The sequence below is a fragment of the Stenotrophomonas sp. WHRI 8082 genome (assembly GCF_040223995.2).
Taxonomy (GTDB): domain Bacteria; phylum Pseudomonadota; class Gammaproteobacteria; order Xanthomonadales; family Xanthomonadaceae; genus Stenotrophomonas.
This window is the reverse complement of the sequence record NZ_CP167826.1, coordinates 1,821,722-1,845,000: the sequence shown is the minus strand read 5'-3', so window position 1 is coordinate 1,845,000 and position 23,279 is coordinate 1,821,722. Positions and strand designations below refer to the sequence as shown.

Annotated in this window: 21 protein-coding genes and 2 rRNA genes (1 of these 23 cut by a window edge); 18 read left to right on the top strand and 5 right to left on the bottom strand. The window is 65.5% G+C overall.

Annotation, left to right across the window (positions count from 1 at the left end; all coding sequences use genetic code 11):
* Window positions 1–977 (top strand): 23S ribosomal RNA (locus ABRP17_RS08150) (it extends 1,907 nt beyond the left edge of the window).
* A 174-nt stretch (window positions 978–1,151) separates the two neighbouring features.
* Window positions 1,152–1,266, top strand: a 5S ribosomal RNA gene (rrf, locus tag ABRP17_RS08145).
* Between the two features lie 153 nt (window positions 1,267–1,419).
* Here the strand turns inward: rrf and ABRP17_RS08140 are convergent.
* Both ABRP17_RS08140 and hemH read right to left on the bottom strand, forming a co-directional pair.
* Window positions 1,420–2,259, bottom strand: a complete 840-nt coding sequence (locus ABRP17_RS08140; RefSeq protein WP_372486931.1) for an alpha/beta fold hydrolase — start codon at window positions 2,257–2,259, stop codon at window positions 1,420–1,422.
* Window positions 2,256–3,218 (bottom strand): ferrochelatase, encoded by a 963-nt coding sequence (gene hemH, locus ABRP17_RS08135; RefSeq protein ID WP_349985390.1) that lies wholly within the window; start codon window positions 3,216–3,218, stop codon window positions 2,256–2,258. The genes ABRP17_RS08140 and hemH overlap by 4 nt, the downstream gene beginning before the upstream one ends.
* Window positions 3,219–3,381: 163 nt before the next feature.
* On the opposite strand from hemH, the gene ABRP17_RS08130 reads away from it, so the two are divergent.
* The 4 genes from ABRP17_RS08130 to tatC all read left to right on the top strand — a co-directional run bounded on the left by ABRP17_RS08130 (window position 3,382) and on the right by tatC (window position 5,841).
* Window positions 3,382–4,275, top strand: a complete 894-nt coding sequence (locus tag ABRP17_RS08130) for a YSC84-related protein (protein ID WP_188325499.1) — start codon at window positions 3,382–3,384, stop codon at window positions 4,273–4,275.
* 79 nt (window positions 4,276–4,354) lie between these two features.
* The gene (gene tatA, locus ABRP17_RS08125) at window positions 4,355–4,585 is read left to right on the top strand and encodes a Sec-independent protein translocase subunit TatA (RefSeq protein ID WP_188325498.1); all 231 of its coding nucleotides are present in this window, start codon (window positions 4,355–4,357) and stop codon (window positions 4,583–4,585) included.
* 15 nt (window positions 4,586–4,600) lie between these two features.
* A complete protein-coding gene (tatB, locus tag ABRP17_RS08120; RefSeq protein ID WP_349985389.1) occupies window positions 4,601–5,098 on the top strand; it encodes a Sec-independent protein translocase protein TatB in 498 nt (165 codons plus the stop codon).
* Window positions 5,095–5,841 (top strand): twin-arginine translocase subunit TatC, encoded by a 747-nt coding sequence (gene tatC, locus ABRP17_RS08115; protein ID WP_188325497.1) that lies wholly within the window; start codon window positions 5,095–5,097, stop codon window positions 5,839–5,841. Before tatB ends, tatC begins: the two co-directional genes overlap by 4 nt.
* Window positions 5,842–5,940: 99 nt before the next feature.
* On the opposite strand, the gene ABRP17_RS08110 is transcribed toward tatC, so the two are convergent.
* The 3 genes from ABRP17_RS08110 to ABRP17_RS08100 are packed head-to-tail and all read right to left on the bottom strand — an operon-like array spanning window position 5,941 to window position 9,439.
* Window positions 5,941–6,840 carry a BPSS1780 family membrane protein gene (locus tag ABRP17_RS08110; protein ID WP_349985388.1) on the bottom strand — a complete coding sequence of 300 codons (900 nt, stop codon included), beginning with the start codon at window positions 6,838–6,840 and terminating at the stop codon, window positions 5,941–5,943.
* 51 nt (window positions 6,841–6,891) lie between these two features.
* Entirely contained in the window at window positions 6,892–7,638 is a 747-nt protein-coding gene (locus tag ABRP17_RS08105) for a glutamine amidotransferase (protein WP_188325495.1), read from the bottom strand.
* Complete coding sequence (locus tag ABRP17_RS08100) at window positions 7,610–9,439, bottom strand: GspE/PulE family protein (RefSeq protein WP_349985387.1); 1,830 nt, start codon at window positions 9,437–9,439, stop codon at window positions 7,610–7,612. Before ABRP17_RS08100 ends, ABRP17_RS08105 begins: the two co-directional genes overlap by 29 nt.
* A gap of 130 nt (window positions 9,440–9,569) precedes the next feature.
* Between ABRP17_RS08100 and glyQ the strand changes: the two genes are divergently transcribed.
* The 12 genes from glyQ (at window position 9,570) to ABRP17_RS08040 (ending at window position 23,275) form a co-directional block, all read left to right on the top strand.
* Window positions 9,570–10,484, top strand: a complete 915-nt coding sequence (glyQ, locus tag ABRP17_RS08095) for a glycine--tRNA ligase subunit alpha (protein WP_188325493.1) — start codon at window positions 9,570–9,572, stop codon at window positions 10,482–10,484.
* Window positions 10,485–10,553: 69 nt separating this feature from the next.
* Complete coding sequence (gene glyS / locus ABRP17_RS08090; RefSeq protein WP_349985386.1) at window positions 10,554–12,623, top strand: glycine--tRNA ligase subunit beta; 2,070 nt, start codon at window positions 10,554–10,556, stop codon at window positions 12,621–12,623.
* Between the two features lie 139 nt (window positions 12,624–12,762).
* The gene (locus ABRP17_RS08085; RefSeq protein WP_349985385.1) at window positions 12,763–13,521 is read left to right on the top strand and encodes a helix-turn-helix domain-containing protein; all 759 of its coding nucleotides are present in this window, start codon (window positions 12,763–12,765) and stop codon (window positions 13,519–13,521) included.
* Window positions 13,518–15,236 carry a type III secretion system outer membrane ring subunit SctC gene (gene sctC, locus ABRP17_RS08080; RefSeq protein WP_349985384.1) on the top strand — a complete coding sequence of 573 codons (1,719 nt, stop codon included), beginning with the start codon at window positions 13,518–13,520 and terminating at the stop codon, window positions 15,234–15,236. Before ABRP17_RS08085 ends, sctC begins: the two co-directional genes overlap by 4 nt.
* Window positions 15,223–16,356 carry a type III secretion system gatekeeper subunit SctW gene (sctW, locus tag ABRP17_RS08075; RefSeq protein ID WP_349985383.1) on the top strand — a complete coding sequence of 378 codons (1,134 nt, stop codon included), beginning with the start codon at window positions 15,223–15,225 and terminating at the stop codon, window positions 16,354–16,356. The genes sctC and sctW overlap by 14 nt, the downstream gene beginning before the upstream one ends.
* A complete protein-coding gene (locus ABRP17_RS08070; RefSeq protein WP_349985382.1) occupies window positions 16,356–18,440 on the top strand; it encodes an EscV/YscV/HrcV family type III secretion system export apparatus protein in 2,085 nt (694 codons plus the stop codon). Before sctW ends, ABRP17_RS08070 begins: the two co-directional genes overlap by 1 nt.
* Window positions 18,437–18,820: a hypothetical protein gene (locus ABRP17_RS08065; RefSeq protein ID WP_192082780.1), complete on the top strand. Its 384-nt coding sequence runs from the start codon at window positions 18,437–18,439 to the stop codon at window positions 18,818–18,820. The genes ABRP17_RS08070 and ABRP17_RS08065 overlap by 4 nt, the downstream gene beginning before the upstream one ends.
* Window positions 18,817–20,109, top strand: a complete 1,293-nt coding sequence (locus tag ABRP17_RS08060; RefSeq protein ID WP_349985381.1) for a FliI/YscN family ATPase — start codon at window positions 18,817–18,819, stop codon at window positions 20,107–20,109. The genes ABRP17_RS08065 and ABRP17_RS08060 overlap by 4 nt, the downstream gene beginning before the upstream one ends.
* Window positions 20,093–20,560: a hypothetical protein gene (locus tag ABRP17_RS08055; protein ID WP_349985380.1), complete on the top strand. Its 468-nt coding sequence runs from the start codon at window positions 20,093–20,095 to the stop codon at window positions 20,558–20,560. Before ABRP17_RS08060 ends, ABRP17_RS08055 begins: the two co-directional genes overlap by 17 nt.
* Complete coding sequence (locus ABRP17_RS08050; RefSeq protein ID WP_349985379.1) at window positions 20,536–21,675, top strand: hypothetical protein; 1,140 nt, start codon at window positions 20,536–20,538, stop codon at window positions 21,673–21,675. Before ABRP17_RS08055 ends, ABRP17_RS08050 begins: the two co-directional genes overlap by 25 nt.
* Window positions 21,672–22,604, top strand: a complete 933-nt coding sequence (locus ABRP17_RS08045; RefSeq protein WP_349985378.1) for a FliM/FliN family flagellar motor switch protein — start codon at window positions 21,672–21,674, stop codon at window positions 22,602–22,604. The genes ABRP17_RS08050 and ABRP17_RS08045 overlap by 4 nt, the downstream gene beginning before the upstream one ends.
* Entirely contained in the window at window positions 22,601–23,275 is a 675-nt protein-coding gene (locus ABRP17_RS08040) for an EscR/YscR/HrcR family type III secretion system export apparatus protein (protein ID WP_349985377.1), read from the top strand. Before ABRP17_RS08045 ends, ABRP17_RS08040 begins: the two co-directional genes overlap by 4 nt.
* Window positions 23,276–23,279 lie beyond the last annotated feature (4 nt).

Sequence of the window (23,279 nt, the reverse complement as noted above, 5' to 3'; positions counted from 1 at the left end):
TAAGGTAGCGAAATTCCTTGTCGGGTAAGTTCCGACCTGCACGAATGGCGTAACGACAGCGGCGCTGTCTCCACCCGAGACTCAGTGAAATTGAAATCGCTGTGAAGATGCAGCGTTCCCGTGGCAAGACGGAAAGACCCCGTGAACCTTTACTATAGCTTTACACTGAACGTTGAGTTCGTCTGTGTAGGATAGGTGGGAGGCTATGAAACTGTGGCGCTAGCTGCAGTGGAGCCAACCTTGAAATACCACCCTGTCGTGCTTGACGTTCTAACCTAGGTCCGTAATCCGGATCAGGGACCGTGTATGGTGGGTAGTTTGACTGGGGCGGTCTCCTCCTAAAGAGTAACGGAGGAGCTCGAAGGTACGCTCAGCGCGGTCGGACATCGCGCACTGTGTGCAAAGGCATAAGCGTGCTTGACTGCAAGATCGACGGATCAAGCAGGTAGGAAACTAGGACTTAGTGATCCGGTGGTTCTGTATGGAAGGGCCATCGCTCAACGGATAAAAGGTACTCCGGGGATAACAGGCTGATACCGCCCAAGAGTTCATATCGACGGCGGTGTTTGGCACCTCGATGTCGGCTCATCACATCCTGGGGCTGTAGTCGGTCCCAAGGGTATGGCTGTTCGCCATTTAAAGTGGTACGCGAGCTGGGTTCAGAACGTCGTGAGACAGTTCGGTCCCTATCTGCCATGGGCGTTGGAGATTTGAGAGGGGCTGCTCCTAGTACGAGAGGACCGGAGTGGACGAACCTCTGGTGTTCCGGTTGTCACGCCAGTGGCATTGCCGGGTAGCTATGTTCGGAAGCGATAACCGCTGAAAGCATCTAAGCGGGAAGCGCGCCTCAAGATGAGATCTCCCGGGGCACAAGCCCCCTGAAGGAACCATATAGACTATGTGGTTGATAGGTCAGGTGTGTAAGTACAGCAATGTATTGAGCTAACTGATACTAATGATCCGTGAGGCTTGACCATATAACCTCAAGTTGCCTTGGCCGACATGACATGTCGATAGATCCAAGTGCACGCTACGTCACAAGACCAAACGAGAGGCAGGCGCTGTAGGCGCGTCTCTTTGTAAAGCAGGGCACTAACGTGCCCCGCTCCCTGCAAAGACACGATGACCCGCGGCGACACTCCAAACGCCTCCCTGGTGAAATTAGCGCTATGGAACCACCCGATCCCATCCCGAACTCGGAAGTGAAACGTAGCTGCGCCGATGGTAGTGTGGCTCAAGCCATGCGAGAGTAGGTCATCGCCAGGGTTTATACCCCGAAAACCCCGTTGCTTACGCAACGGGGTTTTTTTATGCGCGAAATGGGGGTAGCGGCCGCCAGCCGTCGACGTCCTGCCGCTGCGCTCGCCGAGCGTGGCTCGGCGCTACCGATACTTGCTTGGCGCCACCGCAAGCGCCGTTTCACGCCAGGAAGGCTGAGATGATCGCGGCGACATCCGCCGGTCGCTCCATGTGCACGTGATGCGTGCCGGGCAGCAGGGCCAGTTGGCCTTGCCGTAGGTGCTTCAGTCGCTCACTGCGCAGAGGCTCTGGATAATAGGATTGCGCCGGCGTGGCATAGATCACCTGCACGGGGCAGGCAATCGCCTGCAGCAGGTTGTCGATCTGGCCTTCGGTAAGTCGTAGCGCGGTCGGCAGCATCAAGCGCTGATCACTGCGCCAGCTATACCCCCCCGGCACCTCACGTACGCCCCGTTCCACCAGAAGGCGGGCGTTGGCTTCGCTCAGCTGGTTGGCCATCATCCGGGCGCGGATGGGTGCCGCCATCGTGGGAAACACGCGGAGTGGGCGGCCGCTGCCATGGCGACTGGCTTGGACGTGATCGCGCAGCCGTTGGGCGGTTTCTTCCTCCGGTCCGCGCAGGCCACCCAGCGCCTCGATCGCAATCAGCCGCTCGACGCGCTCGGAAACGGCTGCCGTGAGGCTCGCGACCCCGGCCCCCATGGAGTGACCGAGCAGCGTAAACGTGTCCCAGCCCAACGCATCGGCCACATCCAGCACATGGCAGATCGCCGCCGGTGTGGTGTAGCTGGCACCCCGGGGCAGGTGGCTGCTGTGCCCGTGTCCGGGCAGGTCCAGCAGGGCAATGTCCCGTCCTGGCAGATGATCAAGCAGCGGGACGAAGCTGGCCGCATTGTCCAGCCAGCCATGCAGCGCCAGTACGCGCGTCCCCTCGCCCGTTCGACGCAGGCCGCTCGCCGTCTGACCGCCAAGGTCGAGGGTAAACGGCTCCAGGCTCACCGCAAGGTGTCCTCCGCCAGCTCTGCCAAGGCCGCAGCGTGCGCGGGGTCATCGTTGAGGCAGGGAATGTAGCGCATCTCGGCGCCACGTTCGGCCAAGGTACGGCCGAATCCCAGCGCCACTTCCTCCAGCGTCTCCAGGCAATCGGTGGCGAAGCCCGGGCAGACGACGTCGATCTGTTTCACGCCCCGCTCGGCGAGCGCCCACAGGCTCGGCTCGGCATACGGCTGCAGCCATTTTTCGCTGCCAAACCGCGACTGATAGCCCATCTGCCATTCGTCTGCAGACAAGCCCAGCGCCTCGGCGATGGCGGCCGCGCTTGCCTCGCATTGACGGGGATACGGATCCCCCGCATTGGCGACGCGTTGCGGGATGCCATGGAACGAGAACATCAGCATCTGCCCACGCCCGTTCTGCTGCCACCACTGGCGGATGGACCCGGCTACCGCAGCCACCCACGCGGCGTGGACCGGATACTCCTTGATCAGCGTGACCTGCACGTCCGGATTTCGGCGGCGCCATGCGTCCACCAGGTCCTCGACCGAGGCCGTGGTGGTGGTCGAATACTGCGGGTACAACGGAAGGACGGTCACACGGCGAATACCGGCTGCCTTGGCGGCGTCCAGTTCAGCACCCAGCGCAGGGGACCCATAGCGCATCGCATGCCGGACGCGGCGCCCCGGCATCAGCTGCTGCATGGCGAGCGCGAGGTTTCGCGTGTGCACCATCAGCGGGGAGCCGTCTTTCAGCCAGACCTGTGCATATTTTTCCGCCGAACGGGGGCCGCGCAAGGGAAGGATGATCCCGTACAGCAAGGGCTTCCAGAAAATGCCCGGGATCGCGACCACGCGTCGGTCTGACAGGAATTCAGCGAGGTAACGCCGGACCGCAGGTGCGGTGGGCGCTTCGGGGGTGCCTAGGTTGACCGCAAGCACGGCGGAATCGGGAGCGTCGAGCATCAGCTATTGTCGCCTATACGGTCTGCGGGAGGGATGAGACTGCTCTCGGACTGCAATCAACGAGCTGAATCGGAGACCGACCCTGCTCAGAACAGATTCATTTCCGGGCGCCTAGTTTCAACAACTTGCTATATCTTCTTCGTGAACTGATACGGAGTCCGACATGCCTCGTTTTCGCCTTACTCTGCTGGTGACCGCCGGCCTGCTGTTGACCAGCCAAGCTGCGCTGGCCGGACCCCAGGAAGACCAGCGTGCCCGCAACGCGGTGCGCGTGCTGGCCGAGATCCAGGGCATGCCCGAGCAGGGCATCCCGGACAAGCTCCTGGATGAGGGCCGCGCGGTCATCGTCATTCCTGACACCATCAAGGCGGGTCTGGTGATCGGTGGTCGTCGCGGGCATGGCCTGATGTCGGTCAAATCGCCGGATGGCAGTTGGTCCAATCCGGTCTTCATCAAACTGACCGGCGGCAGCATCGGCTTCCAGGCAGGTGTGCAGTCGTCTGACGTGGTGCTTGTGTTCCGCAACGACCGCAGCCTGGAGAATCTGGTCAATGGCAAGTTTACCCTCGGTGCCGACGCCGGAATCGCGGCCGGTCCGGTGGGCCGCAATGCGGCCGCCGCGACCGATGGTCAGCTGAAGGCAGAGATCTGGTCGTGGTCGCGTGCGCGCGGTCTGTTCGCCGGCGTCGCGTTGGACGGTGCGGTCCTGCAGATCGACGATGCTGCCAACCTTGACGCCTACGGCAGTGGCACGACGCCGCGGATGATCTTCGAAGGGCGTGCTGCCGGCGCGCCTTCGATGGACGTGGTGGCATTCAGGGATCGCCTTGAAGAAGCGACCTATTCAGCACGCAACAACCGCGGCACCAGTGCGACTCCGCCCGCACCGCGCAGTGCCGCACCGGCGGTGCAGACCGCACCCCAGGTAACGCCACCGCCAGCGGCGGAAGCGACCACCGTGCCGATGCAGAACGTTCCTGCCGCGCCGCCGCCGCAGCAGGGCTTCCAGCCGGTGACCGAAGGCGAGATCCGTACGGAGTCGCTCGACGGCAACTGACTTCCAGCATGCGCACCGGCCCCCGGTCGGTGCGCTATGCTCGGGGTCCTGATTACTGAAAAACAATTGCGAGCATGTCATGGGCAGTTTCAGCATTTGGCACTGGTTGATCGTGCTGGCCGTGGTCCTGTTGGTGTTTGGCACCAAACGGCTGACCAGCGGCGCCAAGGACCTCGGCTCGGCGGTCAAGGAATTCAAGAAGGGCATGCGCGACGAAGACAAGCCCGGCGCGCAGCTGGGTGATGAGTCGCGTCAGGATGCCTCGCGCAGCAGCACGGTGCAGGACGAGCGCGACCGCGACCCGCGTTGATCCGGAGGCGGAGCGGTGTTTGATATTGGTTTCAGCGAGCTGCTGGTCATTGCGATCGTGGCATTGGTGGTGCTTGGCCCCGAGCGGTTGCCGAAAGCGGCGCGTTTTGCCGGGCTGTGGGTGCGCCGTGCGCGCAATCAGTGGGATTCGGTGAAGCAGGAGCTCGAGCGCGAGCTGCAGGCTGAAGACATCAAGCGGCAGATGCAGGACGTGCGCCAGTCGATGCAGGATACCGAGAGCGAGCTGCGTGCCAGTGGCGAAGCTGCACGCCGACACGTGCAGGACGTGGATGCGCAGGGCCGCACGCTTGCCGACGAGATCCACAGCACCGAGAAGTTGAGTGAAACCTTGAGTACGGCTGCGCAATCCGTACCTCCGGCGATGCCGGAGGCGGACGCTGCGATCAATCCTGATCCGGCCGGGGTGACCGATATGCCCGCCGTCGCCTCGCCTGCCCGCCCCGATCCCAACGACGTTACCGGTGATGCACGACGTCCGGAGAGCACGCCATGAGCGAGCATGAGTTCGGCGAGAGTTCGCTGGTGGAACACCTGGTGGAATTGCGTGCGCGTCTGGTACGGGCGCTGCTGGGGCTGGGTGTGGTGCTGCTGGGCCTGTTGCCGTTCTCGCGCACGCTCTACACCTACGTCGCTGAGCCGCTGATCTCCCAGCTGCCCAATGGGCAGTCGATGATCGCCATCAACCCGGCCGGTGCCTTCTTCGCCCCGTTGAAACTGACCTTCTTTGTCGCCCTGTTCGTGGCGATGCCGTGGCTGCTGTATCAGCTGTGGGCGTTCGTTGCCCCCGGTCTGTACGCACGCGAAAAACGACTGGCCGTCCCCATCCTCGCCTCGTCGGTGCTGCTGTTCTACATCGGTTGCGCGTTCGCCTACTTCCTCGTGCTGCCGGCCGTGTTCCACTTCCTCACCACATTCCGACCGGACGTGATTGCCATTACGCCGGACGCGAACGCCTACCTGGATTTCGTGCTGGCCATCTTCTTCGCCTTCGGTGGCAGCTTCGAACTGCCGGTGGCGATGGTGATCCTGGTGTTGCTGGGATGGGTGAGCCCGGCGCAGTTCAAGGAAGGCCGCGGCTATGCGGTAGTTGGCATCTTCGTCCTGGCCGCCATCCTGACTCCCCCCGACGTGGTGTCGCAGCTGATGCTGGCGATTCCGATGTGCCTGCTCTACGAGCTGGGCATCCATGCGTCGCGATGGCTGGTACCGTCCAGCACCAAGCAGACCAGCAACTGATCCGCTGCGCCCGCCGGACGTGGCGCGGCGCTACCGGGCAGGTGTAGCGCCGAGCCACGCTCGGCGAGTGCACGGTCCATCAAATCCAGCAATGGGATATCAGGCGTGGAATACGTTGGTGGGGCCGCTGTCGGGCAACGCCGGCGGCTCGCCTTCCGTCCCGAACATCTGCTTCCACGCGCTGTAGACGGCACCGGCGAACACCGGCATCACCACGCCCATCAGCAGCAGCTGGGCTGCGAACAGCGCCAGCATCGCGCCGCCGACCAGCTGGGCGATCATCGCCACGATCATCACCAGGAAATACACGGCGAACACCGCCACGAAGGCGAGCAGGAAGAACACCAGCATCGGCAGCAGGTTGTGCGCGCAGGCGCGCAGGCTCAGGCGCAGTGCCTGCAGACCGTTGCGGTGCTCGAACATCACCTGCGGCGACAGCGTGAACAGTGCCAATGCGACGCCGATGAACACCACCAGCACGCACAGCAGCCACAGCAGGATCCTCCCCGCCGGCAGGCTGGCGGCCAAGGCCTCCATCTCGGCCGGACTCGGCTGGCCGCCGGACTGGCTGAGCTCGTTGAGTTTGGTCATCACCTCGCTCAGCTGGCCCAGCCCCGAGCTGCCGATGAGCAGCAGCAGCAGGATGCCGAGCACCAGCCCGGCCACCAGCTGGGGCAGCAGCGACACCAGCAGCTGCGGCGCGCGACCATCGTGCAGGCCCTGCAGCAGGTGCGCGGGCAGCGCCGGCCGGCCCTGGTCGACCTCGCGTACCGCCCAGACCAGGCCACCGAAAATCAACGGGCCAGCCAGCGCCATCACCAGCTGCGCCGGCAGCGCGAGCACCGGCACCATCGTCGCCAGCGCCGTTACCAACAGGGCAGCCAGCGCCCAGATCACGCCCAGCGTGCCCAAGCCCACCGGCGCCTTGCGCAGCAGGGTGAAGCCGGACATCAGCCATTCCGCACCGGCGGATGCCGGAAGCTTGCGAATCTCGCTCATACGAATCCGAAATACAGGGGGAGGTGCAGGGCATCGCCCTGCGTCAGCCGATTATCCCTGTTTTATGACGGCGTGACCTGAAGCGTGGCGGGCCTGGCGCACGAAACGGCGCAACAGCTGGCGCGCCAGCGGTGCGGCACTGACCGCGCGCTCGATGCTGCGTGCGCAGCCACCGTGCTGGGTGATGCATTGCGCGCGGGCGCGGACGTAGCCGCGCATGTGGTGGGTGGCGAACTCGGGATGGAACTGCACGCCCCACGCGCTGTCGCCCCAGCGGAAGGCATGGCAGGCATCCAGCTTGGAGCGGGCCAGCACGGCGGCCCCATCGGGGGCGCGCAGCACCGTCTGCATGTGCGTGGCGTGCGCCGGGAAGCACGCGGGCAGCCCGGAAAACAGCGGATCGTCGCCGGCCGCCGGATCCAGGGACAGTTCGATGGTGCCGGATTCGCGCCCGGCCGGGTTGTAGTCCACTTCGCCCCCGAGTGCATGCGCCAGCAACTGGTGCCCGTAGCAGATGCCGAATACCGGGGTCCCGCCGTGGACGGCATGCCGCAGCCACGTCGCGCTGCGCTCGCTCCATTCGGCGCGGTCGGTGACGTAGGCGGCCGACCCGGTCACCAGCACACCGGCGTAGTCGCGCACATCCGGCAGCGCATCACCGTGCTCGGCGTCGACTACCCGCGTCTCGTGCTGTTCCAGACCGGCGGCGACGCGGATCCAGTGCGGAAAGCGCCCATAGCGACGCAGCGCCGCCAGGGGGCGGCCGGTCTCAATGATCAGGAAGGGCAGTGGATTCATCGGCGGCAGGGACGACAGACAGGACTTCCTCGATTGTAGTCAGCCCCAGGGCCACCTTTTCAAGGCCTGCCTGACGCAGGGTGCGTAGTCCGGCACCGCGCGCTTCACGCGAAAAAGCGGCCAGATCCATGTCGGCGCGGATCCGTCCACGCAGCCGCGAACCCAATGGCAGCAACTCATACAGCCCGATCCGGCCGAGGAAACCGGTGCGTCGGCACTCCAGGCAACCGACCGGACGGTACGGCGTTGCGGCATCTGGATATGCCATCTGGCCATCAGCCAGCACCGCCCAATCGGCGGCTTCGAGCACCTGCCGCACCTTGCAGTGGGGGCACAGCGTCCGCACCAGGCGTTGGGCGAGGATGCCGTTGAGGGTGGAGGCCAGCAGGTAATGCGGCACCCCCAGGTCGAGCAGGCGGGTGATCGCCGAGGGCGCGTCGTTGGTATGCAGCGTGGACAGCACCAGGTGGCCGGTGAGCGAGGCCTGCACCGCCATCTGCGCGGTTTCCAGATCACGGATTTCGCCGATCATGATGATGTCCGGGTCCTGCCGCAGCAGGGTGCGCACGCCGCTGGCGAAATCCAGGTCGATGTTGGTCTGCACCTGCATCTGGTTGAACTCGGGGGCGATCATCTCGATCGGGTCTTCCACGGTGCACACGTTGACGTCCGGCGTAGCCAGGCGCTTCAGAGTGGAGTACAGCGTGGTCGTCTTGCCGGAGCCGGTGGGGCCGGTCACCAGCACGATGCCATGTGGCTGCTCGACCAGCGTGTTCCAGCCGGCGGCTTCCTGCGGACTGAAGCCCAGCTGGTCGATGCTCTTGAACGCCGCATCCGGGTCGAAGATGCGCATCACGCACTTTTCGCCGAACGCCGTGGGCATGGTGGAAATACGCATTTCCACCTCACGCCCGCCGGGGGAGCGTGTCTTGATGCGGCCATCCTGCGGCCGCCTGCGCTCGCCCAGGTCCATCCGGCCCAGCACCTTGATCCGGCTGACCACAGCGGTCATCACCGCGGGCGGAACCTCGAACACTTTGTGCAGCACGCCGTCGATCCGGAAGCGCATGCGCCCCATGTCCCGGCGTGGCTCCAGGTGGATGTCCGATGCGCGCTGCTCGTAGGCGTACTGCAGCAACCAGTCGACGATGTGCACGATGTGCTGGTCGTCGGCATTGACGTCGCCGGCACGCCCCAGTTCCACCAGCTGCTCGAAGCTGGGCAGGGTGCTGCTGGTTTCCGAACGGACGTCGCCACGCGCCCCCCGCACCGAGCGGGTGACGCCATAGAATTCCATCGTGTAGCGATGCAGGTCCAGCGGATTGACGACGGCCAGTTCGATGGTGCGACGGCTGAGATGCTGCAGGTCGCGGCGCCATTCCTGTGCCAGCGGCTCGCTGGTGCCCACCAGTACCCGCTCGCTGTCCACCGCCAGCGGCAGGAAGCGGTGCCGGCGTGCATAGGCATGCGATACCAGCGAGGTCACGCTGGCCACGTCCACCCGCGTCGGGTCGATGCGCAGGTAGCGGGTACCGGTGCGCTTGGCCAGCCAATCGGTGAGCCGCTCCAGTCCAAGCTCGCCGCCGCCCGTGGCCGACAGCTTCAGGTTGGCCAGCAGCACCAGCGGATGCACGTCGCTGGCGTTCTTGGCACCCTGCGCGGAGAAGCGGACACGATCCAGGTCCTGTGGCGCGATCAGGCCATCGGCGACCAGTGCCGCGGCCACCTGTTCGAACACCAGACGGCCCTGTGGCAATGGCAAGGCACTGCCGGGGGAGGACATGTTCGGGTGATGCTCCATCGACCAGGTTCCTTGTGGACCGCCTGTTGCGTTGAAAACCGCCGCCGCCGGGGGCCTGACGGCGTCCAGCGCCCGGCGGTGGTCGCTCGTTATACTAGCGCACCCCTTTCGCAGGCCAAGAATCGTCCGCATGTCCGCGACCACGACCGTTCCGATCACCTTCCAGGGTCTGATCCAGACCCTCAACCAGTTCTGGGCGCAGCAGGGCTGCGTGCTGATCCAGCCGCTCGACCTGGAAGTGGGCGCCGGTACGTTCCATCCGGCGACCTTCCTGCGTGCGATCGGTCCGGAAACCTGGAATGCCGCGTACGTGCAGCCGTCGCGCCGTCCCACCGACGGCCGTTACGGCGAGAACCCCAATCGTCTGCAGCGCTATTACCAGTACCAGGTGGCGATGAAGCCGGCACCGGACAACATCCAGCAGCTGTATCTGGATTCGTTGAAGGCGCTGGGCATCGACCCGCTGGTGCATGACCTGCGCTTCGTCGAGGACAACTGGGAATCGCCGACCCTCGGCGCCTGGGGCCTGGGCTGGGAAGTGTGGCTCAACGGCATGGAGGTGACCCAGTTCACCTACTTCCAGCAGGCCGGTGGGCTGGAGTGCCGGCCGGTGCTGGGCGAGATCACCTACGGTCTCGAGCGCCTGTGCATGTACCTGCAGAACTGCGACAACGTCTACGACCTGGTGTGGACCTACGGTCCGGATGGCACGCCGGTGACCTACGGCGATGTCTACCACCAGAACGAAGTGGAACAGAGCACGTACAACTTCGAACACGCCGACGTGGAAGAAATGTTCCACCGCTTCGATGCCTGCGAGCGCGAGGCGAAGAAGCTGGTCGAACTAGGCCTGCCGCTGCCTGCCTATGAACAGGTGACCAAGGCCAGCCACGCCTTCAACCTGCTCGATGCACGCCGAGCGATCAGCGTGACCGAGCGCCAGCGCTACATCCTGCGGGTGCGCGCGCTGGCCCAGGGCGTGGCCCAGGCCTATTACGAGCAGCGCGAAAAGCTGGGCTTCCCCGGCGCGAAAGCGCAGGCCTGAGCCCCGTATCTTCCCGAACACCCGGGCGCTGGCCGCGTCGCGCGCTGCGCCCCCAACTGGATTGAACCGATGAGCCATCTGTCTCCCCTGCTGATCGAACTGGGCACTGAAGAACTGCCGGTCAAGGCCCTGCCGGGCCTGGCGCAGGCCTTCTTCGACGGCATCGTCGACGGCCTGCGCAAGCGCGGCGTCGAGCTCGACCTCGGCGATGCACGCCCCCTGTCGACCCCGCGCCGGCTGGCCGTGCTGTTGCCGGGCGTGGGCACCGAGCAGCCCGAACAGCGCAGCGAGGTGCTGGGCCCGTACCTGAACATCGCACTGGACGCAGACGGCCAGCCGACCAAGGCCCTGCAGGGATTTGCCGCCAAGGCGGGCATCGATTGGACCGCGCTGGAAAAGACCAGCGACGCCAAGGGTGAGCGCTTCGTCCACCGCGCGGTGAAGCCGGGCGCGCGTACCGCCGAGCTGCTGCCGGAGGTGCTGCGCGAGGCCATAGCGGCCATGCCCATCCCCAAGCCGATGCGCTGGGGCGACCATGCATGGGGCTTCGCCCGCCCGGTGCACTGGCTGGTGCTGTTGCACGGTGCGGACATCGTCGACGCCGAGCTGTTCGGCCTGAAGGCAGACCGCATGAGCCGCGGCCACCGTTTCCACCACGACAAGACCGTGTGGCTGACGCAGCCGCAGGATTACGTGGAATCGCTGCGTTCGGCCTTCGTGCTCGTGGACCCGCGGGAGCGTCGCGAGCGCATCGTCGCCCAGGTACAGGCGGCAGCCGCCGAAGCGGGTGGCAGCGCCCGCATCACCGATGACAACCTCGGCCAGGTGGTCAACCTGGTGGAGTGGCCGTCGGCCGTGCTGTGCAGCTTCGAGCGCGCGTTCCTGGCGGTACCGCAGGAAGCGCTGATCGAGACGATGGAGATCAACCAGAAGTTCTTCCCCGTGCTGGACGATGGCGGCAAACTGACCGAGAAGTTCATCGGCATCGCCAACATCGAGTCCAAGGACGTGGCCGAAGTCGCCAAGGGCTATGAGCGGGTGATCCGTCCGCGTTTCGCCGATGCCAAGTTCTTCTTCGACGAAGACCTGAAGCAGGGGCTGGAATCCATGGGTGACGGCCTGAAGACCGTGACCTACCAGGCCAAGCTTGGCAGTGTGGCGGACAAGGTCGCACGCGTCGTCGCGCTCGCCGAAGCCATCGCGCCGCAGGTCGGTGCCGAACCGATCCTGGCAAAGCGTGCGGCGCAGCTGGCCAAGAACGATCTGCAGTCGCGCATGGTCAATGAGTTCCCGGAGCTGCAGGGCATCGCAGGCCGGCATTATGCGGTGACGGGCGGCGAGTCGCCCGACGTCGCGTTGGCCATCGACGAGGCCTACCAGCCGCGGTTCGGTGGCGACGACATCGCCTTGTCCGCACTGGGCAAGGTACTGGCCATCGCGGAGCGGCTGGATACCCTGGCCGGTGGCTTTGCCGCGGGCCTGAAGCCGACCGGCAACAAGGACCCCTTCGCCCTGCGCCGCAACGCGCTCGGCATGGCCCGTACCATCATCGAAAGCGGGTTCGAGCTGGACCTGCGCGCGCTGCTGACGCAGGCCAACGCCGCCCTGGCCCCGCGCAACGTGCAGGCCGATATCGGTGAACTGTACGACTTCATCCTTGAGCGCCTGCGCGGCTACTACGCGGACAAGGGCGTGCCCGCCGCGCATTTCAACGCCGTGGCCGAGCTGAAACCGGCATCGCTGTACGACTTTGATCGTCGCATTGACGCGATCGGCACGTTTGCGTCGCTGCCGGAAGCCCCGGCGCTCGCTGCAGCCAACAAGCGCATCGGCAACATCCTGCGCAAGGCCGACATCGACATTCCCGGCCAGATCGATCCCGCGCTGTTGCAGGAAGATGCCGAACGCGCGCTGGCCGAAGCCGTCGCCGCCGCCATCGACGATACCGGTGCGAGCCTGCAGCAGAAGGACTACATCCGCGTGCTGGAGCGCTTGGCACGCCTGCGGCCGCAGGTGGATGCCTTCTTCGACCAGGTGATGGTCAATGCCGATGATCTGGCGGTGCGGGGCAACCGCCTGGCCCTGCTGAAGCGGCTTGCGGACCGGTTCGATGCGGTGGCATCGCTCGCACAGCTGTAAACACGCGCCACCACAGCGGGGCGCAGTGCAGTATCAGGGGGCGTGACAGGAGAGGCCTGTCACGCCTTGCTGCAATCTGTAAGAAAAATCGCAATTCGGCTCATAGCCCGACACGCGCTGACGCAACACCATCAGCGTCATGCCGCTCACTGCCTCCCCTCCCCAAGCACCACGCAGTCCTTCATCGGCCTTCACGCAGCTGCTGCCGCGCAACGAGTCCGTGCTGGTCATCGCCGGCCACGAGCCGGCCCACCTCCGTATCGGAACCCATTCCGCGGCCGCCCGCCAGCATCATCATCTGCCCGCCGGCAACACGCTGCTGGTGTGTGCGGGTAATCGGCCCCTGACCTTGTGGGGTATGGGGTGCGAACCGCATCCCGTCTGCAGTGGACTCAGCCGCCTGCTGGCGTTCCATGACCACGGCATGGACGTGCAGCGTCCGCTGCCGCAGGACCGGTGCCAGCCGGTCCTGCTGTCGACCGCGCGTGACCTGCGCAATGCGGACGTCGCCCGCGACTGGCTGATGGAGCACCTGCTGAGCGGCGACCAGAACGTCGCCCAGGTCGCTTCGGCATGGGCCGTATGCGAACCGTACCAGCTGGTGCGCTTCGTGCTGGAGCACCCGGATCTTGGCGTACAGCAACTGGCAGACCGTTATGGATTATCGGTGGCGCAGTTCCGCCGCATCGGCCGAAAGGCGTTCGACCGCTCACTGAAAGAACAGCTGCGCCTGCTGCGCGCGGGACGCGTGCTGTATCGCTACGCCGATACCGGGCAGACCTTCACCCGGCTCTCTTCCGACTTCGGCTTTTCCTCGCCTTCGCACTTCTGCAGCGAGATCAAATCCCTGCTCGGCAGGTCACCGCGCTCCATCTACCAGTCAGTCCATTCCCTGTGAACTTTTCGTGCCGCACCCTTTCCCTGTTCGCCCTGTTGGCGACCAGCACGCTGCTGACGCCGCTGTCTGCCCATGCGCAGACAAACGCGGACATTCCATTGGAAAACACACCCATCCGCCACCGTGGCGAGCTCTCCGCGGACACGACCTTCGTGTCGCGGGGCGACGGCGTCAGCCTGCTGCTGCAGTCGGTGGCCGCACAGATGAAGGTGCCGGTGATCGTCAGTTCCAGAGCGCAGAAGAAGCGTATCCAGGGCAGCTTCACCCTGACCGAGCCGCGTGCACTGCTCGACCAGATCGCACGCGACGTCGGGCTGATCTGGTACAGCGACGGCCAGACCCTCTACGTGCACGACGCCAGCGAAACCCGTAACGCCGTGGGGCACATGCAACATGCATCGCTGGCGGTGCTGGACGATTTCCTGCGTCGTACCCGTCTCGCCGACAGCCGGCATGCACTGCGTGGTGCAGCGGGCGATGGGACGTTCTACGTATCCGGCTCGCCGGTGTATGTGGAGATCGTACTCAATGCAGCACGCTACCTCGATGAGCTGTATCGGGGGGCCGATGCACGCGCTGAACATGTGGAAGTGATCGCGCTGCGCAACAGCTTCGCGCAGGGACGGCGGTACGGCATGCGCAGCTGGGATACCACGCTGCCCGGCATGGCCGAGGTGCTGGCCAGCGTGCTGACCGACTCCGGTGTCAGCAACATCATCGTGCGACGACCCGAGCCCGACGCGCTGGTCGAGGATCCGAGCAGCGACGCTGCCGTGGCCACGCGACAGGGCGTGGCCGTGGAAGGTGACGCACGGCGCAGCGCAACGCGCGCGTCTGCCGGCGGCGCGTCGCCGCCGACCATCGTGGTCGCCTACCCGGAAACCAACAGTCTGATCGTGCGCGGCACGCTGTCCGGCATCCAGAAGGTGAAGCAGCTGGTTGCCGAGCTGGATCTGCCGCGCAAGCAGGTAGAGCTGTCCCTGTGGATCATCGACGTCCAGAAGAAACAGCTGGACGCGCTGGGCGTGAAGTGGAGCGGCCAGGTGGGTCTGGGCGGTCGTCTGGGCCTGGGCTTCAACGGCGCCACGTCCACCCTCGATGGCGAACGCTTCCTTGCCTCGGTGACGGCCTTGTCCGAGCGTGGGCACGCCAGCGTGGTGTCACGCCCCGTGCTGCTGACCCAGGAGAACGTGCTCGCTCATTTCGACAGCAACAGCACCTTCTACGCGCGCCTGCAGTCCGAGCGCGCCGCCTCGCTGGAAGCAGTGACCTACGGCACGTTGATCAGCGTGCTGCCACGCGTGTCCGCGGAAGACGAAGTGGAAATGCAGCTGAAGATCGAAGACGGCACCTCCAGTGGCAAGGAGGTTGAAGGACTGCCGGTGATCAATCGCACCACGATCGATACGGTGGCCCGGGTTCCGCACCACCTCAGCCTGCTGGTGGGCGGCTACACACGCCACGAGCAGGCGCGGGATCGTACGGCGATACCCGGTCTGGGCCGTATTCCGTTCCTGGGTAATGCGTTCCGACACCGCAGTGATCGCCATCAGGAGTTGGTCAGAGTGTTTCTGATCCAGCCTCGGGTGCGGACACCGGATGATCTGCTGCCAGGCGCCGGATTCAACACCCTTGATGATCTTGCACTGCCCCTGCCGGCGCATCTCGAGCGTGTCCGCGGCAGCGTGCGGGAGGCTCTGCATGGCACAGATTGACGTGGGCGCCGTGCGCGCCCCTGCCTTGCCGCCGCGTGCTCGGCAGTTGCCTGTGGCAGCGCCGATGATCGAGGAGGAGCCTGCTTCATCGACGACGGCCGCACGCCGCAGCGATCTGCGGCAGGCGAGTGCGCTGCATCAGGCGCTGGCGATGAACGATGATCTGGCCGGGCTGGTGTCCAGCATGCGACGGAACCGCACCCGTGATGCCGAAGAGGCACCGGCGCACGCGCAGGCATGGCTGGACCATGTGCTGGATCCGGAAGGCCCCGAGAAGCTGGCCGCGTTGCGCCTGCAGGTGCGCCAGCTCGCCTCGGTGGACGTGGCCGCACTGCGCGCCCTGCTGATGAAGCTGTTCGCCGATCCGAGCGATGCGGTGGCGGCCCTGCGCACGCTGCGCTCCAGCCAGGAGCTGGAAGATCTTGCGCAGGTACTGGCCGAGCTGGAGCAGGAGCTGTTGGGAGGACGGGACGCACAGGGGCGTGCGGTCCGTGCCGGCCTGAACGTCGCGCTGAAGGCGCGTCTGCATGCGAAACCCTTGGCGGCCACGCCTGTGCAGCTTCGGCAGACCTACCGCGAGTTCCTGGCATACGGCGAGCCGCTGGACAGCTACGAGGAATGGATCGCGCTGTACGGGTTTGAACGTCGCAGCCGCGTGGTGGACTTCATCGAACATGCCATGGCGGCCGACATGTATGCGCTGGATCCGTCCTGCTCGCGGGTGGAGTTCGGCCAGCTGCTGCAACGCGTGCGGCAGATCACCACCCTGCGTTCGGCTGATCACCTGCTGCTGGCCTGTTGTTGGGACGCCGCCATGATGCCGCGGATAGGGGTGACCCGGCCCGACCTGCTGATCGCCCTGTTCGGCATGATCCGCAACGGCGGCGGGCTGCAGCCGATGTTCGATGCCGTCTTCGTGCAGGTGGCCGGCGTGCTGGATACCGAAGAGAAGGTGCGCCTCGCGCAGGGGCTGCGGCGCTTTCTGAAATCCGTGCCGCATGGCCTCTGGTATGCCCCTGACCAACAGGTGCGTGCACTGGATGAGGTGGAGGATCTGCTGTCGGCCGCGCTGAAGCAGGAACAGCAGCGTAACGGCAGCCGTCACTGGGTGGCCGTCTGATGGCCGCGCTGCGACGCCCGGCCAACGGCCTGGGCCAGGTGGCACGGACCCTGCTGCGACCCGAGCTGGCGCTGGTGGTGCTGATGGCGGTGATCATCGGCATGTTGATCGTTCCGTTGCCCACGTTCCTCGTGGACCTTCTGATCGGCGTCAACCTGCTGATCGCGATCGTGATCTTCCTCAGCTCGTTCTACGTCGAGCGCATCCTCAACTTCTCCACGTTCCCATCGGTACTGCTGTTCACGACGCTGATGCGGCTTGCCTTGTCGGTCAGCACCAGCCGCTTGATCCTGGTGGACGCCGATGCCGGTCATATTGTGTCGGCCTTCGGTGAATTCGTGGCGGCCGACAACCTGGTGGTCGGCTTCGTCATCTTCGCCATCGTCACCATCGTGCAGTTCATCGTCATCACCAAAGGCTCCGAGCGTATTGGTGAAGTGGTGGCACGGTTTTCGCTTGACGGCATGCCCGGCAAGCAGATGGGCATCGACGCCGACCTGCGCGCCGAGTCCATCGATGCGGCTGGCGCGAAGCTGCGCCGCCGCGAAGTCGAAAAGGAAAGCCAGCTCTACGGTTCCTATGATGGTGCGATGAAGTTCGTGAAGGGCGATGCCATCGCCGGCATCGTCATCGTCTTCGTGAACCTGTTCGGTGGCATTGCCGTCGGCATGCTGCAGCACGGGATGGGATTCCAGGAAGCGCTGAAGGTGTTCACCCTGCTGACCATCGGCGATGGCCTGGTCGCACAGATCCCGGCACTGCTGATCTGTATCAGTGCCGGCTTCGTGGTGACCCGCGTCGGCGGCGACGAGGGCAACCTCGGTGCCAGCATCATCAAGGAACTCTTCAGCAGCCAGAAGGTGCTGGTCATCGCCGGCACCCTGCTGCTGCTGCTCGGCTTGCTGCCCGGGTTCCCGTTGATCATCTTCCTGACCCTGGCGGCAGGCCTGTTCGCGCTGGCAGCGTGGCGCACACGGGAGGAGGCGGCCGCGGGCACCGGCGAGGTCGATGCCGCCGGGCGCGCGATCGGCCAGGACGGCCGGCCGACCACGCCGGGCGCGCAGAAGCAGCTGGGTCACGACGGCAAGCAGGTCAACGAGACCGTGCCGCTGCTGCTGTTGTTGCCGCCCGCCCACTACGCCACGTGGAGCAAGGCAGGCGTGGAGGCCGCCCTGCGTGACCGCCTGCATCTACGTGCCGGCATGCAGCTGCCCTACATGTTGATGCGCGAGCACGACGGCGGGGCGCATCGTGTCATCGTCATGATCAACGAGATCACGGCAGCGAGCGCCGACATCGTGCTCGACCATGTCCGCGTGCTCGCCGACAGCGACGAACTGACGATGCTGGACAACAGCATCGCACTGCCTGCCCTTGGAGGTGGCCCGCCACAGTGCTGGATGCCCGCCAGCATGCAGGGACACCTGCAGAGCATGGGGATGGGCACGCGTAGCGACCAGGAAGAACTGCAGCTGCTGGTGCATGACGCCCTGATGCGCAACATCGGCGAGCTGTTTGGCATCCAGGAGACCAAGCATCTGCTGGACGACACCGAGAAACGCTTCCCCGAGCTGTTGAAGGAAGTGCACCGCCACATCCCGGTCCAGCGCGTGTCGGAGGTGCTGCAACGCCTTCAGCGCGAAGGGGTGTCGATCCGCAACATGAAGATCATCCTGGAGACCCTCGCGCAATGGGGCCAGCGCGAAAAGGATGTGATTCTGCTGGTCGAGCATGTGCGCGGCGGACTGGCGCGCTACATCTCATCGCAGCACGCGCGCGACGATCGCATCGCGGCCGTACTGCTGGCGCCAGACACCGAACAGCTGGTGCGTGCAGGCATCCGCCAGAGCCAGGGCGCCGCATTCCTCAATCTGGACCCCGCACAGTCCGAACAGCTGCTGGATCGCATCGTGATCGTATTCGAGCCTCTGCTGGCCAATCGCCCCGAGGCGGTGCTGCTGGTGGCGCCCGACGTGCGCCGTTTCGTGAAGCGTTTCGTCGAGACCCGGTTGCCGGGTCTTTCGGTCCTGTCGTTCTCGGAAGTATCCGATGCCGTCTCCCTTGATGTCGTGAGATCACTATGACCCTCAAAGAAACCCTCTGCCAGGCACTTGACCAGCTTGGCGCCAACTCCGGCGACTATCAGTTCGACGATCACTCCACGATCGTCATGTCTTTCGATGACGTCGGCGATATCTACCTCGATCCCCGTGACGGCGAGCAGGTCTGGTTATGGGGCATGATCGAAGAGGTCAGCGAACAGGCGCGCAGCGTACTGGCCGAGCCGCTGTTGGCCGAGGTCATCCGCCCGGTAGGGCATTGGGACGCCGGTGCGATGGTGCTCCGCGCAGATGGGCGGGTAGGCGGCATGCTGCACCCCGAGTACGTGATCGAGCCCTCGCGGTTGGCCGAGGCATTGCAGGACTTCCACGAATGCCTGGCGCGGATGCAGGCCATCCGATGACGCTGCTCCGGTCACCCTGGCGCCCCGCCGCACATCCTGCGGCGATCATCGGGTCCATGCTGCGCGCGCCGTTGCCGCAGGTGGCGATCGGTGAGCTCTGCCGACTGCAGAGCAGCGCGCAGGACGATTCCTGCGCCGGGCTGGGCACCGTCGTGGCCGTCGAGCATGGGATGGCCTCCATCGGCCTGCTGCGCGACAGCGCGGGATTGTCCGCGCAGTGCCTGGTGATGCCGACAGGGCGGGGCCCGATGCTGACCTTGTCCGATCACGTGCTGGGCAGCGTCCTGGACGGCCAGGGCAACGAGGTCGAACGCTTCTCGGCGCCGGTGCTGTCGCATGCGATGACACGCCGGATAAACGGAGCCGCGGTCGACTACCGTCAACGCCGCTCGATCGACACCCCCCTGTGTACCGGCATTCGCGCGATCGACGGCCTGCTGACCTGTGGCGAGGGGCAGCGCGTCGGCATCTTCGCTGGCGCAGGTGCAGGCAAGACCACGCTGGCCGAAATGCTGCTGGACAACGCCGACGTCGATATCAGTGTCATCGCGCTGGTCGGCGAACGCGGCCGCGAAGTGGCGACGCTGGTGGAGCGGCTGCGTCGTTCTCCGCAGGCCGCACGTACCGTGGTCGTGCAGGCGACATCAGACGCCGCGCCGGCGCTTCGCAGCCAGGCACCGCTGATTGCCACCACCATCGCCGAGCACTTCCGCGAACAGGGGGCCCGCGTGCTGCTGGTGATGGACTCGGTGACCCGCTACGCACGCGCATTGCGGGAACTTGCGCTGGGCGCGGGCGAGCCGCCGGCACGCCGTGGCTTCCCGGCCTCGGTCTTCGAGGCGCTGCCGCGCCTGCTGGAACGCAGCGGGCGCACCGGGCAGGGAAGCATTACGGCGTTCTACACGGTGCTGCTGGAAGACGAGCAGGACGCCGACCCGATTGGTGAAGAGGTCAAATCGCTGCTGGACGGGCACCTGTATCTCAGCAGTCAGCTGGCCGGACGGGGTCACCTGCCTGCACTGGATGTGCTGCGCAGTGGCAGCCGCCTGTTCGGTACGTTGGCCGACCCTGCGCACCAGCAGGCGGTCGGGCGCGTGCGTGGCCTGCTGGGGACGCTGGACGACCTGCAGCTGATGCGCGACCTGGGCGAGTACACGCCGGGTGTCAGCGCTGTGTATGACAGGGCGGTCGCCAGCGAAGCCGCACTGCATGTTTTCCTGCGTCAGGGTCAGCATGAACGAAGCGCATTGCCACACACGCTGGGAGCCCTGCATGAACTCGCCCGTTGACGCGCGTGGCCTGCGGTTGACCAAGCTCAAGCAGGCCCAGCGCCAGCTCGCATTGTTGTCGGCGCAGGCGCAGCAGCGGGCGGCGGTACAACGTCGCGAAGAAGCCGCCGCGCTCCGTGCATCCGCCGAGCAGACCCTGCACCTGGCCACCCTGCAACCGGAAGACGGCCTGACCCGCAGCCTGTTGTTTGATCGCCTGCGGGTGCTCGCGGTGGCGAGGGCCCATGCACTGGAAACGGGCCACGCCGCCGGCGACATGGAGGCCGACGCCATGCGCTGCGACGCCGCAGAGCGCGTGCAGCGTGAACGGGCTGCGCTGCAGCACCGGAAGCAGAAAAAGCTGGAGTACTGGCATGCCCGGCAGCGCCGAGCGACCAACCGGCTCCGCGAGAGCCGTCTTCACACTCAGACACTGGATGAAATCGCATGTCGACGCCGCTCCCCGCGCTGAACGCTCCGCGCGCTCCTGATCACCTTGACCGCTCCGCACCGGATACCTCCGTCGTGCCGCTGCTGCGTCGTATCCGCGAGCAAGCCGTCGTCTCCGGGCCTGACGATGAGGAACGCACGGGTCGTGACGACGACGGCATGGAGCCGGTAGCCGAAGATACGCCCGCCGATTCCATCACAGCAGACGGCAATCTCTTCCTGGCCAGCGCGCAGGCAAGACGACTGTCCGATGGCTTGATTCCCCGACCCGCCCCCGGCGCTGTCGGAACGGTGGTGTCCACCATGCTCGAATCGATGCTCTCTTCCACGCCTCCTCAGCGGATGGAAAAACAGCGCGGTGAGCTTGCACTGCGCATGCCCAAGGGCACAGCGGCCGACCCGGTGCGCGACGACATGACGCGGGGCAGGCGTGCTGACACAGCCTTGCCGGTGGGTGTCGTTACCTCCGGCCTCCCTGATGCGCCGTCTCCATCCGCATCTCCCTCTCCGTCTCTGGTTGCCGACGCCCCGACGCAGCCGTCCGACGGATCGGCACGCACACCGCGCTTGCCAGATGCCAGGCCTGTCAGCGGGGAACCGTCCACGCAACGCATCGCCGCAGCACCCTTGCCGGCACCTGCAGCACTATCATCGGACGTGGCTGCAACGGGTGCGCCCCCAACGGTGGACCACCGCCTGCGCGAGCCGGCCGATGCACGCAGCCCGGCATTGCCGCTCGCGTCGTTGGTGGACACGTTGTCCACCGCGCGGGGATTCACCGCAGCAGCGCACGCAGAACCCCGCACGCGGACCCCCGGCACGGCGTTCAGATCGATAGCTGAGCTGAAGGAGCTGCCCACCCTGCACCGTCCGGTCAGCGTCACCGTGCCTTTCAGCAGCTGGGGGCCAGGTCACCAGGTCACCGCGACGTGGATGCAGGCCGTGTTGCCGGGCACCGCACCGGCCGCCATCACGCTGCGCAGCAGCAGTGACGCCGCCCAGCGCGCAGTAGACGGCGCACTGACTGCCCGCGATGGCGGCGTGCCAGGCACGGTAGAGATCCAACGCGCGGATGACGCCCACGATGATCGGGAAAAGCGTGGCAACGTGCCTCGCCTGCCGGAGGATGAGGAATGAGCCAGCGGTTTCCTTCGCTGGCCGTGGTCGATCCACAGGCGCTGCACGTCCAGACCCTGCTGCAGTCACTGCATCGCAGTGGCGTACGTAGCGTCGCCAGCCTGCCGCCGGCGACGGCCTGCCTGCGTTTCCAGCTGACCTCCGGTGCGCTGCGCATGACGTGCCGTGTCGAAGCGAACGCGTGGGCGGCCGTGCACTTTCCCGAACTCGGAGGGTTCGACTGGTCTGCCATGGCGCCGAAGGTTCTGGCCGGACTGACCGCGGTGGCCCGCCCGTTGGAGTTCGTCGATGCCGTTCTCGACTACGCCACCGCGCGTCCGCTGCCTCCGGACAACCCAGGGCCGGCACCGCGACCGTTGCCCGACGTGCTGGCTGCCGAAGGGGACGTCTGGATTGAATCACTGACCGGCCCGCTTCCTGCTGCCCGTCAGCCGTTACCCCTCCCGGTCGGTCTGAAGGTACCCATCCGCCTGCAGCTCGGCGAAGTCAGCATCACCCCGCACCGGCTGCGTCGATTGCGCTCCGGCGACATCGTGCTGATTCCCGCGCCGGTCCTTCGCGCATGGCGCGGCACCTGCCCACTGTTCGACTTCACCCTTGATACGGATGCTTTCACCGTGACCATCGTCCACTCTCCCTTCGACCCTGACCTCGACGTGCCCGATCCGGGCCTGCACGCTGACGATCCGCTGCTGGATACGAAGGGTCTGAATGACCTGCCGTTGGAGCTGCATGTCCAGCTATGCCGCCTGACCCTGCCCCTGGGTGAGCTGGCCGGCCTCTGCGAAGGGAGCGTGGTACCCCTGCCTGAGCAGGCAAGCCAGCAGGTCGCGCTGGTGCACAACGGGCACCGCATCGCCACCGGTACGCTGGTGCAGGTGGGTGATCAGCTGGGCGTACAGCTTGCGCAGGTTCCGAGACTGACATGAGCGTCATGCACATCAACAACGATGTGTCGTTGATCGCGATACTGGCCGCCGCCGCGGTACTGCCCTTCGTGGTCGCGGTGGGAACCTGCTACATCAAGTTCAGCGTGGTGTTCACCCTGATCCGCAACGCGCTGGGCCTGCAGCAGGTGCCTTCCAACATGGTGATCAACGCGTTGTCGTTGATCCTGGCGTTCTATGTCATGCACCCGATCGTCAGTTCGGTGCAGTCCGCGTATCAGGAGCTCGAGCAGCCCTTGAATACGGTGCAGGAGACCGCCGATTTCCTCGACAGCAGCCTGGGGGAGTACCGCGCCTACCTGGCACGCCACGCCGATCCTGAACTGCTGCGCTTCTTCGAGCGCGCCCAGGTCTCCGAAGGTGCAGACGTACCTGCCGCGGACACGGCAGCCGAGGACCGCTCGCTGTTCGCGCTGCTGCCTGCCTACGCACTGAGTGAGCTGAAGGATGCCTTCCTGATGGGCTTCTACCTGTATCTGCCCTTCATCGTGGTGGACCTGATCGTCTCCAGCATCCTGCTCGCATTGGGCATGATGATGATGAGCCCGGTGACCATCTCCACGCCGATCAAGCTCATCCTGTTCGTGGTGCTGGATGGCTGGAGCCTGCTGTCGCAGGGACTGGTACTGCAATATCTGGATGTGCCGGCATGACGTG

What these genes read in the sequence shown, in the direction of transcription:
- ABRP17_RS08105 (WP_188325495.1), bottom strand. Translation starts at nt 7,638, where the DNA reads ATGAATCCACTGCCCTTCCTGATCATTGAGACCGGCCGCCCCCTGGCG.
- ABRP17_RS08065 (WP_192082780.1), top strand. Translation starts at nt 18,437, where the DNA reads ATGACCCTCAAAGAAACCCTCTGCCAGGCACTTGACCAGCTTGGCGCC.
- ABRP17_RS08085 (WP_349985385.1), top strand. Translation starts at nt 12,763, where the DNA reads ATGCCGCTCACTGCCTCCCCTCCCCAAGCACCACGCAGTCCTTCATCG.
- ABRP17_RS08130 (WP_188325499.1), top strand. Translation starts at nt 3,382, where the DNA reads ATGCCTCGTTTTCGCCTTACTCTGCTGGTGACCGCCGGCCTGCTGTTG.
- ABRP17_RS08110 (WP_349985388.1), bottom strand. Translation starts at nt 6,840, where the DNA reads ATGAGCGAGATTCGCAAGCTTCCGGCATCCGCCGGTGCGGAATGGCTG.
- ABRP17_RS08055 (WP_349985380.1), top strand. Translation starts at nt 20,093, where the DNA reads ATGAACTCGCCCGTTGACGCGCGTGGCCTGCGGTTGACCAAGCTCAAG.
- ABRP17_RS08070 (WP_349985382.1), top strand. Translation starts at nt 16,356, where the DNA reads ATGGCCGCGCTGCGACGCCCGGCCAACGGCCTGGGCCAGGTGGCACGG.
- ABRP17_RS08100 (WP_349985387.1), bottom strand. Translation starts at nt 9,439, where the DNA reads ATGGAGCATCACCCGAACATGTCCTCCCCCGGCAGTGCCTTGCCATTG.
- ABRP17_RS08040 (WP_349985377.1), top strand. Translation starts at nt 22,601, where the DNA reads ATGAGCGTCATGCACATCAACAACGATGTGTCGTTGATCGCGATACTG.
- glyS (WP_349985386.1), top strand. Translation starts at nt 10,554, where the DNA reads ATGAGCCATCTGTCTCCCCTGCTGATCGAACTGGGCACTGAAGAACTG.
- ABRP17_RS08050 (WP_349985379.1), top strand. Translation starts at nt 20,536, where the DNA reads ATGTCGACGCCGCTCCCCGCGCTGAACGCTCCGCGCGCTCCTGATCAC.
- ABRP17_RS08045 (WP_349985378.1), top strand. Translation starts at nt 21,672, where the DNA reads ATGAGCCAGCGGTTTCCTTCGCTGGCCGTGGTCGATCCACAGGCGCTG.
- hemH (WP_349985390.1), bottom strand. Translation starts at nt 3,218, where the DNA reads ATGCTCGACGCTCCCGATTCCGCCGTGCTTGCGGTCAACCTAGGCACC.
- sctW (WP_349985383.1), top strand. Translation starts at nt 15,223, where the DNA reads ATGGCACAGATTGACGTGGGCGCCGTGCGCGCCCCTGCCTTGCCGCCG.
- glyQ (WP_188325493.1), top strand. Translation starts at nt 9,570, where the DNA reads ATGTCCGCGACCACGACCGTTCCGATCACCTTCCAGGGTCTGATCCAG.
- tatA (WP_188325498.1), top strand. Translation starts at nt 4,355, where the DNA reads ATGGGCAGTTTCAGCATTTGGCACTGGTTGATCGTGCTGGCCGTGGTC.
- ABRP17_RS08060 (WP_349985381.1), top strand. Translation starts at nt 18,817, where the DNA reads ATGACGCTGCTCCGGTCACCCTGGCGCCCCGCCGCACATCCTGCGGCG.
- tatC (WP_188325497.1), top strand. Translation starts at nt 5,095, where the DNA reads ATGAGCGAGCATGAGTTCGGCGAGAGTTCGCTGGTGGAACACCTGGTG.